This window comes from Cellvibrio sp. BR (assembly GCF_000263355.1).
GTDB lineage: Bacteria > Pseudomonadota > Gammaproteobacteria > Pseudomonadales > Cellvibrionaceae > Cellvibrio.
The window spans coordinates 181,972-196,794 of sequence record NZ_JH668204.1 but is presented as its reverse complement, the minus strand read 5'-3'; the positions used below and the strand labels follow the sequence as shown (position 1 = coordinate 196,794).

Here is a 14,823-nt window from a genome sequence, read left to right as displayed (position 1 = left end):
ACATGAGATACAAAGACTGCTTCGACAAAGAACGCAGAGACTTCCTGAAAGTCGTCAAACATGCCGGTATCGCTGCGGGATTAATTCAAGCCTCCAGCATTCTGGCAGGCGTTATGTTGGCGCGCACCGCAGAAGCCCAATCCGGCACTCCCACCAAGCACTGCCTGGTGTTTTCCGGCGGCGGTTGCCACCCGGATAAGTGGTTCCCGTCAGGGAGCACCCTGCCCGTTCAGTCAGCGCCACTGCAAACTCACTACAACCGTATCGCAATGTTTAAAAGCGCCTCGCTCAGCGGCGCAGGTCACGGGGTAATGTTTCACCGCTTCAACAACGGCAGTTGGTCTGAGGACAGTTTTGATGTGAACCTCGGCCGTACCATTGGCGCCAATTACCCGGTGAAATACCTGAATGTGGGTACCACGGCGGAATCGGCACTCAGCCGCGAGGGTTATACCGGTAGACCGCTGATCACCAGCCCGCAAGCTGCGCTTGACGTGCTCTTTTCCGGTGGTGGCAGTGGTGGTGGCAACGGTTCAGGCACAGCGCCACGCCAGTCGGTGGTGGACTTGCACTATGCAGCGATCAGCAGTTTGCAAAACAAACTGGGGCAACACGAGAAAGAGAAGCTGGATAGCCACTTCACCGCGATTCGCGAGATTGAAACCGCCATCGATACCGGCGGCAGCAATCCTGGCGGCTCCTGTCCACAGCTCTCCAACACCACCGCCAGTGGGTTTGATGCAACCGCCAAGTTGCACGCTGACATTGTGGCCTTGGCGCTGAGCTGTAATTTGACCGCTTCTGCGTCCATCGCCTTTGGTACCGATGCGCATACCCATTTCTTTGATGTACTCGGGCGTGAGTCGCACCAATCGCACCACAATCAGGGCAACGTGCCTTTGGCCTACACCGAAGATATTGTCTACATGCAGGGCTTAACCCGCTACCTGCTGGATAAGATCAACGAGCGTGGGCTGTTTAGCTCAACGATTGTGACCCAGGTTTCTGACATGGGTGACGCAGACTCCCACGGCAACAACAACGTACCGATGATAGTAGCGGGCGCCGGTATTACTGGTGGCCGTGTGATCGATATTGGCGGCAAAACCCAATCCGAGATTTATCAAACCCTCGGCTTGAAATTGCGTGCGGATCAAAGCCCTAACGGTGCGCTGTACCGCACCTGGGCTAACTCCACTATCGCCGGGCTTTAAACACCCGCCGATTGGTAAGGATGCGCCGTTTTTGTAATAGGGATTGTTAATCAGCAAGCTCCGGAGCAGATGTATCACACATCCACTCCGGAGCTTTTTTTATGCCTCTGCTTTTCCTGTTTGGGTACAATTTTTGTAGCGCAATAACGCTATTTTTTTTCGCCCATAAAAAACCATTTCAGAAAAATAATTTCCCTCATCAAAACCTATTCACGCATAAAAAAGTGACGCAATTTTTAGCAAATTTATTCAACCTTTAAAAAAATATTTACACGTAAATTCAGCCAAAAAAATCTAAAAAAAACCAATATAGTTTATTTGACAATATGCTTATTGTTTTATTGACAAGAACATTGGTGCAGCGCTATAAATTTCACATCAAAACGTCACGCCGTTTTAACAATAACAGCATGTCGTATGGCGTTTGATAAACATCTGCCCGCAATAGGCAGGTAAACCTTCAACAGTCCCTCCTCCTCTATGGGTGGTATTGGTTGAGCGGCTCACAAGAGAAACTAATAATGAAATTCACAACAGGCAAAATGTTTTTTAGTGGTTTAATCGGTGCTGCTGCACTTTGCGCTTCAATGGTTAGCGCACAAACCCTTAGCTCCAATTCCACCGGCACCAACAACGGTTTTTATTACACCTTTTGGAAAGATTCCGGCAGCGCGACCATGACCCTGCAAGCCGGAGGACGTTACACCTCGCAATGGAATAGCGGCACCAACAACTGGGTGGGCGGTAAAGGTTGGAACCCTGGCAGCAGCTCGCGTGTGATCAGCTACTCCGGCAGCTACAACGTAAACGATTCACAAAACTCCTACCTCGCACTTTATGGCTGGACCCGCAGCCCGCTGATTGAATACTACGTGATTGAAAGCTACGGCTCTTACAACCCTTCCAGTTGCGCCGGTGGTACTGACTACGGCAGCTTCCAAAGTGACGGTGCTACCTACAACGTTCGTCGCTGCCTGCGCACGCAACAGCCGTCTATCGATGGCACCCAAACTTTTTATCAATACTTCAGCGTGCGCACACCGAAAAAAGGTTTTGGCAACATTTCTGGCACCATCACCTTTGCTAACCACGCTAACTTCTGGGCCAGCAAAGGCTTGAATTTGGGTGCGCATAATTATCAAGTTCTGGCGACCGAAGGCTATCAAAGCACCGGCAGTTCAGACATTACAGTCAGCGAAGGTAGCAGCGGTGGCGGCAGCTCCAGCTCTGCGCCATCGGGCAACAAAACCATTGTGGTACGCGCGCGTGGCACTGTCGGTGGTGAACAAATTCGCCTGAAAGTGAATAACACCACCGTGCAAACCTGGACACTCTCTACCACTATGTCCAACTACACTGTGTCTACCAGCTTATCCGGTGGTTCATTGGTGGAATACTTTAACGATTCGGGCAATCGTGATGTGCAGGTGGATTACATCAGCGTCAACGGCAGCACTCGTCAATCTGAAGCACAAACCTACAACACCGGCGTTTATCAAAATGGCGCCTGCGGTGGTGGCAATGGTGGCAGCGAGTGGATGCACTGCAACGGCGCAATTGGTTACGGCAACTTGTAATCCTTAACTCGCCGTTATTGTACGACATAAAAAAGGGGCGGATTTTCTGCCCCTTTTTTATCTATTTTTTACCATCATAAAAAATATTTTAATAATAACGAGGCAACGCCATGAACACTGTCACAGGTTTACACAAACATTTTTTGTTACCCGCACTCGCGGGTGCAGCGATTTGTTATAGCGTCATGATGCTGAGCAATGATGACAGCCAGCAGCTTAATAAAATTACCGAGCTGGAAAATAAAATTCTTGATTTGCAATTTTTACTCGCGCAACAAGAACAGGCATTAACAACCGCGCAACAATATGCCCCAGACACCCGCATACACAACACCACTCAAATATCCACCGCCAATAATGGCGAAAAAACAGCAACTATTTCTGCAAGCAAAAGCCCCGCCGATGCGGAACTCGACGCGGCTGCGGTGACAGCCAACAGCAATCAACAACTAAAAGAACTGGGCACCCTGTCTGATCGCGATGCCCGTAGCTTCTCCGAAAAGTTAACCGATTTTTTAGCGCAGAACCCGGGGCGCGACAATCTAGCCATCGCCAGCAAAAGTATTGTGGATCTGGCGAACAATCACAGCATCCTGCCCGATTACGCGCTGGAGTCGCTCTATCAGCAACAGAGCAACGAGGAAATAAAACGAGTGGCAGCGCAGGTAATGTCGCTGCGTGGCGATAACCGTTTGCTGGAGCAGCACATCGCGAAGCTGCAAACCAAACTGGAGAGCGACACTCCGCAAGAGCGTCAACAAGCATTGGTGGCATTGGCAAAAACCGGTTACGCCAACGCGGCCACCGCCATTGCCCCGCTACTGCAAGACAGCGATACCGGCGTAAAACTGGATGCCCTACTCGCCCTGCGCGCCACCGGCAACCAGAGCCATATTCGCATGGCGGAAAATTTGCGCAATGATCCCGACCCAGCCGTGAGCTGGCTCGCCAACGACGTGATTAGTCAATTGCAAAATTTAAGTGAACAGGCGCGCACCAAAGTCGCGAGCAATGATATAGCAGCCAATTTATTGCCAATTGCACAGTAATAGTGATGCGAAAAAAATCAGTGTAAAACAGACCAATAAATATCAAAAAAACCTCCAAAAAATATCCAAAAAAAATGCCGCTGGCGCAAACCAGCGGCATTTTTTACATCAAAGACCAAATCTTGGTTTTCTTGGTGCGGCGTATTAAACCTTAGTCCCTAAGGGCAAACGCGTGCGCGGTGTACCGGTGGCGGCGAGTAAAGCATTGGCGACTGCACCAGCGACGGGAGGCAAACCAGGTTCACCTACACCTGACGGCATTTCCGCGGAGGGAACAATATGCACTTCTACCTTGGGCATAGCGTCGATGCGCAGCAGCGGGTAGCCGTGATAATTGGTTTGCTCGACCACACCGTTTTTCAGCGTAATCGCTTCACCCAGTGCGGCGCTCAAGCCCATGCCGATACCGCCTTCCATTTGCGCGCGAATCACATCGGGGTTTACCGCCACCCCACAATCCACGGCGCACACCACTCGTTCGACTTTAAAACTGTTATCGCTATTCACTCGCACTTCGGCCACTTGCGCCACCCAGGTGCCGAAGGATTTATGCACCGCAATACCGCGGCTGACACCTTCCGGTAATTTTTTACTCCAATCACTTTTTTGCGCAGCCAAATTTAATACGCCGAGTGCACGCGGTTCGCTGGCGAGCAATTCGCGGCGAAAAATAACCGGGTCTTTTTTCGCTGCTTTGGCGAGTTGGTCAATAAACGTTTCCACCACAAACGCATTGCCCGAATGGCCCACCGAACGCCACCAGAGTGTGGAGACCTTAATAGGAATTTCTGTGGCCTGCACTTGCAGGTTGGGAATCGCGTAGTGCATATCGTCGATGCCTTCCGCAACCGTGCTATCCACCGGGCCTTGAATCATCGCTTCAAACGGCGTGCCGCGCAAAATTGCTTGCGCCACGGCATGATGCTGCCACGCGAGCGCTTTACCATCAGCCGATACCGCTCCGCGCAAGTGATGCACCGCCATAGGCCGGTAGCGACCATTGAGGATTTCATCTTCCCGCGTCCACACCATTTTTACTGCGCGCCCTGGAATTTGTTTGGCGATATTGGCAGCGTCCACCACATAATCACTGGGGCAAGCGCGGCGACCAAAACTACCACCCGCATAGAGCGTATGAATATTTACCTGCTCGGGTTTTACGCCCGTAGCAGCAGCAACCTGTTGCTGATCCACTGTCGGCATCTGGCAGGCATACCAGAGTTCGCAGCTATTTTTTTCGGCTTTTACCACACAGTTCAGCGGCTCAATCGCCGCGTGCGCGAGGTAGGGCAATTCATATTGCGCGCTGATCACACCGTCCGCTTTGGCAAGCGTCGCAGTGGCATCACCTGCGGTTTTTATTACCGCACCGGTTTTATTGGCGGCGTCGTGACAGGCTTTAAATAATTCATCGCTGCTACGAGTTTCACAGGCAGATAAATCCCACTCCACCTGCACTAATTTGCGCGCTTTTTGCGCCGCCCAAAAACTTTCGGCTACCACCGCCACGCCGCGCGGAAATTCCACCACAGCAACAACACCGGGCGCTGCTTTAGCTTTGGCGGCATCCACTTTTTTCACCTTGCCAAACAATTGCGGCGGGTAGACCACCAACGCGGTGAGCATGCCGGGCAATTGAATGTCTTGCGTGTAAATCGCGGTGCCGTTGGTTTTTTCAAAACTGTCTTTACGCGGAATTGTTTTGCCGATTAATTGAAAATCCTTCGGGTCTTTTACCACCGGTTTTTGCGGCACCGGCAACGCAGCCGCTTTTGCCGCGAGCGCACCAAAAGTGCTGGTGCGTTTGCCGTGAGAGATCACACCGTTTTTCACCTGAATTTCACTGGCCGGTACTTTCCATTCTGCGGCAGCGGCAGCGACCAACATTTCACGCGCGGCGGCGCCGGTTTGACGCAACTGCATCCAGGAGTTGGCAATGGATGATGAACCACCCGTGCCCTGCGCGGGGCCCCAGAATAAATTGTTGTAGCGGCTGGCATCCGCCGGTGCAAATTCCCAATCCATTTGCTCCCAACTTGCATCCAATTCTTCTGCCACCAGCGCCGTTAAACCGGTACTTACGCCCTGCCCCATATCCAAATGTTTTACCACTATGGTGACTTTGTTATCGGGCGATATTTTTACAAAGGCATTAAAAAACGGCACATCGCCGCTGGCATCGGCAGACGTTGTATCAGCAGCAAAAACCTGTGCGCTACCGGCGACAAAACCGCTGCCAATTAATAAACCACCACCCAGTCCCACTGCCTGCAAAAAATTACGGCGCGATAAAGCCGAAGGCTCATTATGTTGCTGGGCGTGAATTGTTTGTCGTTTGAGAAAGTTCATTAGGCTTTACCTCCTAACTTATCGGCCGCTTGGTGAATAGCGCCGCGAATCCGCTGATAGGTGGCACAGCGACAGAGGTTGCCACTCATAGCAGCATCGATTTGTGCATCGGTCGGTTTTTTATTACCTTGCAACAGGGCGGTGGCCGACATGATTTGTCCTGACTGGCAATAGCCGCACTGCACCACATCCAATTCGCGCCAGGCTTGTTGCACTGCTTGGAATGCAGGGGAATTAATGCCTTCGATGGTTTCAATTTTTGCACCCGCCGCGGCCGAGATGGGCAAACTGCAGGAGCGTATCGGGCTGCCATTCATATGCACCGTACAGGCGCCGCAAAGCGCCATGCCACAACCCAGCTTGGTGCCGGTCATATTTAATTCATCGCGCAGCGCCCACAACAGCGGCGTATCCGGGTCCACATCCAGCTCGTGGGTTTTACCATTAATCGTAAGCGAAATCATGGGTAACTCCTTGGCAAAATCAATTGACTAACAAAACGGTTAAATTGCTTTTTTAAATAACTTTTTTAAATAGCCTTTCTTAAATAATTAGAAAGATCGGCGGGTGTATCTACATCAAACTCCGCCGATGGCATAGCAACAGGAATCACGTGATTGCTGTAACGCAGCAGTAAACTTTTTGCGCCGCGATCACCGCGACACTCATACAAGCGCGCTTTAAATTGCGCGGGAAATAACGCCGGCACACCCAAGGTATTGGCAAAACTGGCGCTGGCGATTTTTTCCGGGTTCTGACACCAGTGGTGATATAAATTCTGTAAATCCTGCGCGCTAATCAAGGGTTGATCCGCCAACAATACCAATACCGGATTACTGTTTTGCAGGTATTTAACGGCGTGCGCCAATGAATGGCCCAGTCCCAAATTCCAGGCGGGAAATTCCAGTAATTCAACCGGCGTTTCCGTCTTGTTTTTTACCTGTGCATTGAGCGCAGGCAGCGCCTGTAATAATTGCGGATAAAAAGCACCACCCACCACCACAATACGCGCTGGTTTTAATTGGCGCGCAGCAGCAATACTCGCCGCAAGCAAGGGTTGCCCATGCCAATCGGCCAATTGTTTACAGCTGCCAAAACGGCTGGCAGAGCCCGCCGCTAAAATCAGGCAATCCAGATTTATCGTTTTATTATTCATGGGCGCACCTTTTATTGATTAATCAAAAACTGTTCATTAGTCAGAAACTATTTTTTAGTCAGAAACTCTTCGTTAGAAACAGCGCGATTAATAGCAGCGCCCGCGACCAAATTGAGCGCGGGTAGCGTATCGCCCAATGCACTCATTAGCCCCAGAGGTTGGGCGCTGCTGCCAAATATTTTTGCGTGACATTCCGCCAATACCGACAAGGCGATGCTCTCCGGTAAATCACCGCCCAAGGCTAAACCCATAGGCCCGGCAATGAGGCAATTCAATTGCGCCTCATCAAATCCGGCAGCGACCAGCACATCCGCTTTGCGTTTTGCAGGGCCAAGCAAACCGATGTAAGGATTGGCGAGCGTTCGCGCTTGCAAAGCCGCGACGGCAGCTGCATCCAAACGCAAATTGTGGTGGGCGATAATAATGCCATCCACGCTGTGCAATAATTCATCATCCAATTCGGCAACGGTTGTGTTCAACGCGCTAATTTGCGGCGGAAAATTTTCGCGTTTGTGGGGATTTAAGCGTTGATCCACCAGTGTGATGCGCCAACCTAAAATCAGCGCGAGCTGGCACAGGGGAATTAAATCCACGCCACTGCCCAGAACTAATAAATGGGGTAGCGGATTAATTAAGGTCGTGAGGATTTGTTTGCCGTTATCCGTGTCATCGGCGCGCTTCAAACTGCCATGCTGACGCTGGCTAAACGCACGCGAGCATGGTGTGAAGCTGGCAAAAGCATCCTCTATTTGCAACTCAAAACGACAGGCGTGCTGTTGCTGCAAACAGGAAAAAATTTCCGGCAGGCGCAAAAAATCATTGGTGGAATTACAGGGGTGCAACACAATTTCAGCTGCGCCACCGCAGCCTATGCCCAAGCGCCAGGCGATATTACTATCGTCGCTCGCGTCGTACACCACACGGCGGGATTTCCCCAACGCGATAACCTTACGCGCTTGCAACAACAAATCGGATTCAATGCAGCCACCACTCAGCATACCCAATTGATGGCCCGCATCACTCAGCAACATTAGCGCGCCAGTTTTGCGATACACCGAACCGCGCGTTTGAATAACCGCGCCCAGCACCCAGTTGGCGCTATCTTTGAGTGGCAGCCAGGAGGCGAGTAAATGATAAAACTGATTAGACATAGACAGGCATCCGCGTTATTACATTTATCATCGGAATTTCAGGCACTGCACTAACAAACCGTTCGATAATCCCACCTGAATGCCCATAAGGAAAGCAGGATTAACAAAACTAAACTGACTGATTTGCTTTAGCGAGCGTTGCGTTATTAAAACGACACGTTTAATCCCGATTAAAAATTTAGTTCGTCGCACGGCCAATTCGCGATCACCGTGACAACCAAACATGACAATCAACACCACAGATAAATGGAATTTAGTATTTATCAAATAGCCGATGATAAGTTTGCTCGATCCAAGCGGATTATTGCCTGATCCTGCAAACAGAACCTTAAACCACTAGCCCCCACCCTTACTCGGGCGACCAGGCCGCTTGATTTCCCCCTGCAACGAATATACGATGCATATACGTTTCATATATTGAGGTATTTATGGGCATTGTCAAAATTAGCGATGAACTGCATGAGGAGATCCGTAAAGCGAGCTCAGCAATGGTGCGCTCTATCAATTCACAAGCGGAATTTTGGATAAAAATTGGCATGCTGGCTGAAACCAACCCCACTCTTACCTACAGCGAGATTTTGCGCGAACAATTACAACTTGCCGCCGTTGAAATAAATCAACCCATTCCCCTAGGCAAAAGAAATCATGGATAAGGTTTTTTTAAAAAACAGCGCTGAATTAAATGTGATGCGTGAATCAGGGCGGTTACTTGCCTCTGTTTTCGCCTACCTTGATCCGCTGGTAAAAGCTGGTATATCGACCATGGAAATTAATGATGTGGTAGAGCGTTTTATTACCAACGAACTCAATGCCCGTCCGGCAAGTAAGGGGCAATATGATTTTCCTTATTCATTAAACACCTCCGTTAACGATGTTGTCTGTCACGGAATGCCTTCTGCAACTCAATTTTTAAAAAGCGGCGATATTATTAATGTCGACATTACGCTGGAAAAAAATGGATTTATTGCTGATTCCAGCAAAATGTATATGATCGGCGAGGTGTCGCCGCTGGCAAAAAAATTAGTAGATAAAACCTACGAGGCCATGTGGCAAGGAATCCGCGCGGTAAAACCTGGTGCAACCCTCGGCGATATTGGTTTTGCAATTCAACAATTTGCCAGCGCTAATGGTTATTCAGTCGTGCGTGAATATTGCGGTCACGGTATAGGGCGCGCCATGCACGAAGGCCCACAAATACTCCACTATGGAAAACCGAATTCTGGTTTGGTATTGCGCGAGGGAATGACTTTTACTATTGAGCCAATGATCAACCAGGGCGAAGCAAAAGTGAAATTAAAACGCGACGGCTGGACCGTTGTCACACGCGATAAAAAATTGTCTGCGCAATGGGAACATACTATTGCTGTCACAGCAGATGGCTATGAAGTATTAACCTTGCGCACTGAAGAACGCACTTAAAAAACCCAGCATGTCTTTTGCATCACGCCTCCGTCATTAGCAACCTCTCACAATATGACTTACCCAAAAGATAGCCAACCCCACCAAACCTTGTTATAGTTATTTAAACCATAACAAGCCTAAAGTGTAAGTTTCACTGGGCAAACAACAATCAACCCATCGGCATGGTGTGCGGTCAGTGAGATTAACTGGCTTGGAACAATAACCATGAAACACATTACCCGTACCGCCACAGCCCTGTGCTTATCGCTTGGCTCCCTACTCGCTTGCGCGCAAAACCCGCTCAATTTTGGCAGCAATATTAAAACCGCTGATCCCTCTGGCCGCGTATGGGCCGACGGAAAAATGTATTTGTACACCTCGCATGATGAAGAGTGTCAGGAAGATTTTCACATGCAGGACTGGCATGCGTTTTCCTCTACCGATTTAGTCAACTGGACCGCACACGGCGCCATACTCTCACTCAAAGATCTCAGCTGGGCCGACAACTACGCCTGGGCGCCGGATGCGGTGTATAAAAACGGCAAATACTATTTAGTTATTCCGGCGGGCACTGGCTTCAAAGACCGGGTAAACCCGGAAAAAAGCACCAAGTGGATGGGCATAGGTATCGCCGAGAGCGACTCCCCCACCGGCCCTTTTAAAGACATGATTGGCGCGCCGCTGTGGAAAACACCCTATGCCAATGATCCGAGTATGTTTATTGATGACGACGGCAAAGCCTATTTATATTTTCACGGTGTGAATAGCGATTACCAGGTCGTGGAAATGGCCGATGACATGCGCAGTATTAAAGGCGATTTTTACAAAATGGATATGGGCGGTTATGAACCCAAAATGGAAGGCCCTTGGATATTTAAACGCAACGGCATTTATTACTTCACCATGCCGGAAAATAATCGGGTACTGAGTTATTACACCGCCAAATCCCCCAAAGGCCCGTGGAAATATCAAGGGGTGATTATGGATGAGGAAAACAATGCAAATAACCATCACTCGATTGTGGAATATAAAGGTCAATGGATTTTGTTTTATCACCGTTGGTTAAATGACAAAACATCAACCTGCCACAAAAAACAACGTCACACTGCTGCAGAATATTTGCATTTCAATGCAGATGGCACCATTCAAAAAGTGGAGCGCACAGAAAAAGGGCTGAGTGATTTTTCTGTACGCAGTAACACCAAAAAAGCCGGCGAAAAATAATATTCCGTTTCGCAACGGTTAAAGGAACACCAGCGGGTCAGTAATACTCTGTCGTCACTCTCGCGCAAGCGGGAGTTCAATTGTGGTAATAACAACCGCAGTTGTGGATACCCGCGTTCGCGGGTATGACGATAGTGAATATTTCAAAAAAAATCCCTGGAAACAGTAAAAGAGCACCAGCCGGTGCTCTTTTACTACCGCAAAAAACTTTATGCCTTAACCGCTTTTTCTACCATCGCTTTCCATGAAGTCGTCGGGCGACCAATTAATTGGCTGAGCTGATGACTGTCATCAAACAAACCGCCTTTGGATGCACCCACATCAGATTCGGATAATAGTGTTGCGAGCCATTCCGGCAAGCCTGCACCCAACAACGCTGTTTTAAAATCGGCCTCAGGCAAATTCTGATACGTAATATTTTTGCCGGAATGCAACGCAATTTCTGCTGCGAACTCAGCGAGCGAATAACTTTCATCGCCCGCCAATTCATAGACTTTCCCGCTATGATTTTCTTGCGTCAGCACCGCTACGGCGGCCTCGGCATAATCCACACAGGCTGCTGAGGCAATACGCCCGTCACCCGCGCTGCCAAACACTGCACCTAACTGCAACGCAGAACCTACGCTCGCCAGATAATTTTCGGTGTACCAACCATTGCGCAAAATCACAAACGGAATACCGGCCGTACGCAGCACCGCTTCGGTTTGTGCATGCTCAACACACAGTGGCAGGGGCGAGGTATCCGCACGCAACAAACTTGTATACACCAGCAGGCCAACACCCGCTTGTTTTGCCGCTGCAATGGCGGCGCTGTGCTGTTCAAAACGACGGCCAATTTCATTGGCGGAAATCAGCAACAATTTGTCGGCACCTTGAAACGCAGCGACCAGACTCTCGGGCTGATTGTAATCACCCTGCCGCACCTGCACCCCCAAGGCGGCAAGGTCGGCAACCTTTTCAGGCGAACGCACCACCACCGCTATTTCATTGGTAGGGACTTTTTTTAACAACGCACTCACAACCAAACGACCCAATTGGCCAGAGGCTCCGGTAACAACAATCATGATGAACTCCTTTATTTCAGTGGAAGAAGTTGTCACACTAGCAGCCTAACTAACTTTTAGTAAGTACGCACAAAAAGGTAAGTATGAAATGACAACCAAAAGCTTGAAAGAAGCCATGTTGCGCGGCGATGTAATGGCCGACAAATGCCCGTCGCGCGCGATACTCAATCATGTCACCAGCCGCTGGGGCGTATTGCTACTTATCGCCCTGCGCGGCGGCACCCACCGCTTTAGCGAATTGCGCCGCAAGGTAGGCGGCATTAGCGAAAAAATGCTGGCACAAACACTGCAAGCATTAGAGAGCGATGGTTTTGTCGAGCGCATTTCCTACCCGGTTGTGCCGCCCCATGTGGAATATTTGTTAACCCCCATGGGCGAACAAATCAGCGAAAAAGTGGAGACATTGGCAGATTGGATTGAATCAAACCTTGCGCACATTTTGAAAGCACAAGAACAGAAATCAGAAAAACGTTGAACCATTTTTTTCTGTGATACCCATCACCGCGGGTATCCATAAAAATCAACAGCGGCAAAATAACACCCGATTATTAGCCGCACATTTATTTGTATTTTTTACATGCCCGACAGCAAATCATGGAGGTTTTTTAATGTCTGACATCAACCAAATTTATGGCGATATGTGGCGCAATGCGGAAGAAAAAATTCGCGCAGGTGCCTACGAAATGGATCCCCTGATTGGTGCAAGCGATGACACGCGCAAAGGCACCACGGTGTTGTCCTACCTTAACAAGGCGGAGGGCAAGGTGAGCCGCAAGATTATGGAATTTCTCGATGCGCTAGCGGTGCAGGAGCCTGAGCAATATTACTATCCGGAAAATGAATTGCATTTGACGGTGTTATCGGTGGTTAGTTGTGTGCGTGGGTTTATGTTGGAGGATGTTGATCAAGCGACTTACCAGGCCGTATTTAACGACGCCGTAAAATCCATTGGCCCACTGGAAATTCAGTATCGCGGTATCACCGCGTCGCCGGGGTGTGTTTTGGTTCAGGGCTTTCCGCTGAACGAACAACTACACCAACTGCGCGAAAATTTGCGCCGCGTTTTTCGCGATTCACCACTGCATTCCACCATCGATAGCCGCTACAAAATTGCCACCGCACATTCCACCATTGCGCGCTTTCAGGCCCCCCTGCGCAACCATTCCGAATTACTGAAACTACTTGAGCAATATCGCACTTATGATTTTGGTGTAAGCCGCATTCATCACCTGGATTTGGTATTCAACAACTGGTATCAGCAACTGTCGCATACCCACCCCATCGCGCAATATTCATTGGCGGAAGCAGGGTAAATTCACTGTCGCAAAACTGTCGTATTGATTCGCTAAGCTGGCGCCGTTTTATTTCCTTACAACGGTGTTTTTATGTTCCCCCGCTACTTGCTGATAAGCCAGTTGAGTTTACTCTGGCTGCTGTTGTCCGCTGTTACCCAGGCATCCCCACAACTCAGTGGAATTGCGACCCACAGCGAATTAGGGCAGGAGCAATTTCTGGCAGCGCTGTACAGCGAAACGCTCAGCAAAGATGCCGACCTGCTGCTCAATACGCAGGATGCCAAACGCATGGAATTAAAAATTCTGGCCCGCGAGGGCATTGCACCCCGGCGTTTTACCCGTATGTGGATTGAGGGTGCCGCGATTAATATGCCCGCAGGCGCGATGAATTCTCACGCTGAAAACATGTTGGCGTTCGACCAATTATTTCGCGGCCGCCTGGAAATGAATGATCACCTGATCTTTGATTTTTCGCCGCAACAGGGCACGGTTATTCACCTCAATAGCGTGCACCTGGGCACCATTGAAAACCCGTCTTTTTTTGACGTGTTACTGCGCACTTGGATCGGCAATGTACCGCTGTCGTCCGGCTACCGCGAGGCGTTATTAATGGAGGGAAATATTGACGCGGCACTGCTGCAGCGCTTCACACATATGGAGCCGCGCTTGAGCAGAATTGCGGTAGTAAAAAATTGGAATGAGACCATTCTTGCCGCCGCGAGTGCAGCCAGTAGTGCCAACTCCAGTAGTGACAACCGTGGCAATATTTCCGACAACAACAGCAAAAAAATCGCAGCTGTTAGCAGTGTTAAATCGAGCGCGCGGCAATCTGGAATTGCCTTGACCAATCAATCGTCATTACCTGGAGCCACGCAAGTTGCTGGCGCAACCGCATCAATAACTGAATCAACAAACGCATCGACAATTGCACCCGATGCACCAGCAGTGAATAACACGGGCGATAACGCCGATGACGCACTATCGCAACTGACTGCACAGTCACTGGTTGCACAGCAGTATTACATCTCCGATGCGATGCGGCGGATTTACGCCCAGCTGATTTATCCGCGGCGGGCGCGTGAACTGCAGCAAACCGGCTCGATTAAAATTCGCATCGCCGTGGATGCCGCTGGCAACATCACCGCATTGCAGCCGCTGGAAACCTCGGAGCATCGCCTGCTCAATCAAGCCGTTGAATCCGCCATCAAAGCCTCAGCTCCCTTCCCTCCCTTACCGCCAGAAATCACCGCGCAACAGCTGGAATTTGCGGTGCCCATTACCTTTACGCTCGGGCAGTCATAAGCCCCGTTTTATCCCATCACCATTCGCCCAGCGGTTTCAGT

14 protein-coding genes are annotated in these 14,823 nt (G+C 49.9%); 9 read left to right on the top strand and 5 right to left on the bottom strand.

Annotation, left to right across the window (positions count from 1 at the left end):
- Positions 1-2 precede the first annotated feature (2 nt).
- From O59_RS16740 to O59_RS16730, 3 genes are all read left to right on the top strand, one after another.
- On the top strand, positions 3-1,214 hold the full coding sequence (locus O59_RS16740) for a DUF1552 domain-containing protein (protein WP_007644727.1): 1,212 nt from the start codon (positions 3-5) through the stop codon (positions 1,212-1,214).
- A 521-nt stretch (positions 1,215-1,735) separates the two neighbouring features.
- Positions 1,736-2,791 (top strand): glycoside hydrolase family 11 protein, encoded by a 1,056-nt coding sequence (locus O59_RS16735; protein ID WP_040393213.1) that lies wholly within the window; start codon positions 1,736-1,738, stop codon positions 2,789-2,791.
- 110 nt (positions 2,792-2,901) lie between these two features.
- A complete protein-coding gene (locus tag O59_RS16730) occupies positions 2,902-3,840 on the top strand; it encodes a HEAT repeat domain-containing protein (RefSeq protein ID WP_007644722.1) in 939 nt (312 codons plus the stop codon).
- Between the two features lie 144 nt (positions 3,841-3,984).
- On the opposite strand, the gene O59_RS16725 is transcribed toward O59_RS16730, so the two are convergent.
- The 4 genes from O59_RS16725 to O59_RS16710 all read right to left on the bottom strand — a co-directional run bounded on the left by O59_RS16725 (position 3,985) and on the right by O59_RS16710 (position 8,496).
- Complete coding sequence (locus tag O59_RS16725) at positions 3,985-6,189, bottom strand: xanthine dehydrogenase family protein molybdopterin-binding subunit (protein ID WP_007644718.1); 2,205 nt, start codon at positions 6,187-6,189, stop codon at positions 3,985-3,987.
- Positions 6,189-6,653, bottom strand: coding sequence for a (2Fe-2S)-binding protein (locus O59_RS16720; RefSeq protein ID WP_007644715.1), 465 nt, complete (start codon positions 6,651-6,653; stop codon positions 6,189-6,191). The genes O59_RS16725 and O59_RS16720 overlap by 1 nt, the downstream gene beginning before the upstream one ends.
- Before the next feature lie 65 nt (positions 6,654-6,718).
- Positions 6,719-7,345, bottom strand: a complete 627-nt coding sequence (locus O59_RS16715) for an NTP transferase domain-containing protein (RefSeq protein WP_007644713.1) — start codon at positions 7,343-7,345, stop codon at positions 6,719-6,721.
- Positions 7,346-7,392: 47 nt separating this feature from the next.
- On the bottom strand, positions 7,393-8,496 hold the full coding sequence (locus O59_RS16710) for an XdhC family protein (protein WP_007644711.1): 1,104 nt from the start codon (positions 8,494-8,496) through the stop codon (positions 7,393-7,395).
- Positions 8,497-8,924: 428 nt separating this feature from the next.
- Between O59_RS16710 and O59_RS16705 the strand changes: the two genes are divergently transcribed.
- The 3 genes from O59_RS16705 (at position 8,925) to O59_RS16695 (ending at position 11,121) form a co-directional block, all read left to right on the top strand.
- Complete coding sequence (locus tag O59_RS16705) at positions 8,925-9,149, top strand: ParD-like family protein (protein WP_007644709.1); 225 nt, start codon at positions 8,925-8,927, stop codon at positions 9,147-9,149.
- Positions 9,142-9,915 (top strand): type I methionyl aminopeptidase, encoded by a 774-nt coding sequence (gene map, locus O59_RS16700; RefSeq protein ID WP_007644708.1) that lies wholly within the window; start codon positions 9,142-9,144, stop codon positions 9,913-9,915. The genes O59_RS16705 and map overlap by 8 nt, the downstream gene beginning before the upstream one ends.
- Before the next feature lie 207 nt (positions 9,916-10,122).
- Complete coding sequence (locus O59_RS16695; protein ID WP_007644707.1) at positions 10,123-11,121, top strand: family 43 glycosylhydrolase; 999 nt, start codon at positions 10,123-10,125, stop codon at positions 11,119-11,121.
- A gap of 209 nt (positions 11,122-11,330) precedes the next feature.
- On the opposite strand, the gene O59_RS16690 is transcribed toward O59_RS16695, so the two are convergent.
- Positions 11,331-12,185: an SDR family oxidoreductase gene (locus tag O59_RS16690; protein WP_007644706.1), complete on the bottom strand. Its 855-nt coding sequence runs from the start codon at positions 12,183-12,185 to the stop codon at positions 11,331-11,333.
- 88 nt (positions 12,186-12,273) lie between these two features.
- Here O59_RS16690 and O59_RS16685 point away from each other — a divergent pair, with 88 nt between their 5' ends.
- The 3 genes from O59_RS16685 (at position 12,274) to O59_RS16675 (ending at position 14,782) form a co-directional block, all read left to right on the top strand.
- Complete coding sequence (locus tag O59_RS16685; RefSeq protein WP_007644705.1) at positions 12,274-12,660, top strand: helix-turn-helix domain-containing protein; 387 nt, start codon at positions 12,274-12,276, stop codon at positions 12,658-12,660.
- 133 nt (positions 12,661-12,793) lie between these two features.
- The gene (locus tag O59_RS16680; protein ID WP_040393211.1) at positions 12,794-13,498 is read left to right on the top strand and encodes a 2'-5' RNA ligase family protein; all 705 of its coding nucleotides are present in this window, start codon (positions 12,794-12,796) and stop codon (positions 13,496-13,498) included.
- Between the two features lie 72 nt (positions 13,499-13,570).
- The gene (locus O59_RS16675) at positions 13,571-14,782 is read left to right on the top strand and encodes a TonB family protein (protein ID WP_007644703.1); all 1,212 of its coding nucleotides are present in this window, start codon (positions 13,571-13,573) and stop codon (positions 14,780-14,782) included.
- The last annotated feature ends 41 nt before the right edge of the window (positions 14,783-14,823 follow it).

Excerpts from the sequence above, each read along its gene's own strand:
- O59_RS16680 (WP_040393211.1), top strand. The coding sequence starts at position 12,794 with ATGTCTGACATCAACCAAATTTATGGCGATATGTGGCGCAATGCGGAA.
- O59_RS16675 (WP_007644703.1), top strand. The coding sequence starts at position 13,571 with ATGTTCCCCCGCTACTTGCTGATAAGCCAGTTGAGTTTACTCTGGCTG.
- O59_RS16695 (WP_007644707.1), top strand. The coding sequence starts at position 10,123 with ATGAAACACATTACCCGTACCGCCACAGCCCTGTGCTTATCGCTTGGC.
- O59_RS16725 (WP_007644718.1), bottom strand. The coding sequence starts at position 6,189 with ATGAACTTTCTCAAACGACAAACAATTCACGCCCAGCAACATAATGAG.
- map (WP_007644708.1), top strand. The coding sequence starts at position 9,142 with ATGGATAAGGTTTTTTTAAAAAACAGCGCTGAATTAAATGTGATGCGT.
- O59_RS16690 (WP_007644706.1), bottom strand. The coding sequence starts at position 12,185 with ATGATTGTTGTTACCGGAGCCTCTGGCCAATTGGGTCGTTTGGTTGTG.
- O59_RS16730 (WP_007644722.1), top strand. The coding sequence starts at position 2,902 with ATGAACACTGTCACAGGTTTACACAAACATTTTTTGTTACCCGCACTC.
- O59_RS16740 (WP_007644727.1), top strand. The coding sequence starts at position 3 with ATGAGATACAAAGACTGCTTCGACAAAGAACGCAGAGACTTCCTGAAA.
- O59_RS16710 (WP_007644711.1), bottom strand. The coding sequence starts at position 8,496 with ATGTCTAATCAGTTTTATCATTTACTCGCCTCCTGGCTGCCACTCAAA.
- O59_RS16720 (WP_007644715.1), bottom strand. The coding sequence starts at position 6,653 with ATGATTTCGCTTACGATTAATGGTAAAACCCACGAGCTGGATGTGGAC.
- O59_RS16715 (WP_007644713.1), bottom strand. The coding sequence starts at position 7,345 with ATGAATAATAAAACGATAAATCTGGATTGCCTGATTTTAGCGGCGGGC.
- O59_RS16685 (WP_007644705.1), top strand. The coding sequence starts at position 12,274 with ATGACAACCAAAAGCTTGAAAGAAGCCATGTTGCGCGGCGATGTAATG.
- O59_RS16705 (WP_007644709.1), top strand. The coding sequence starts at position 8,925 with ATGGGCATTGTCAAAATTAGCGATGAACTGCATGAGGAGATCCGTAAA.
- O59_RS16735 (WP_040393213.1), top strand. The coding sequence starts at position 1,736 with ATGAAATTCACAACAGGCAAAATGTTTTTTAGTGGTTTAATCGGTGCT.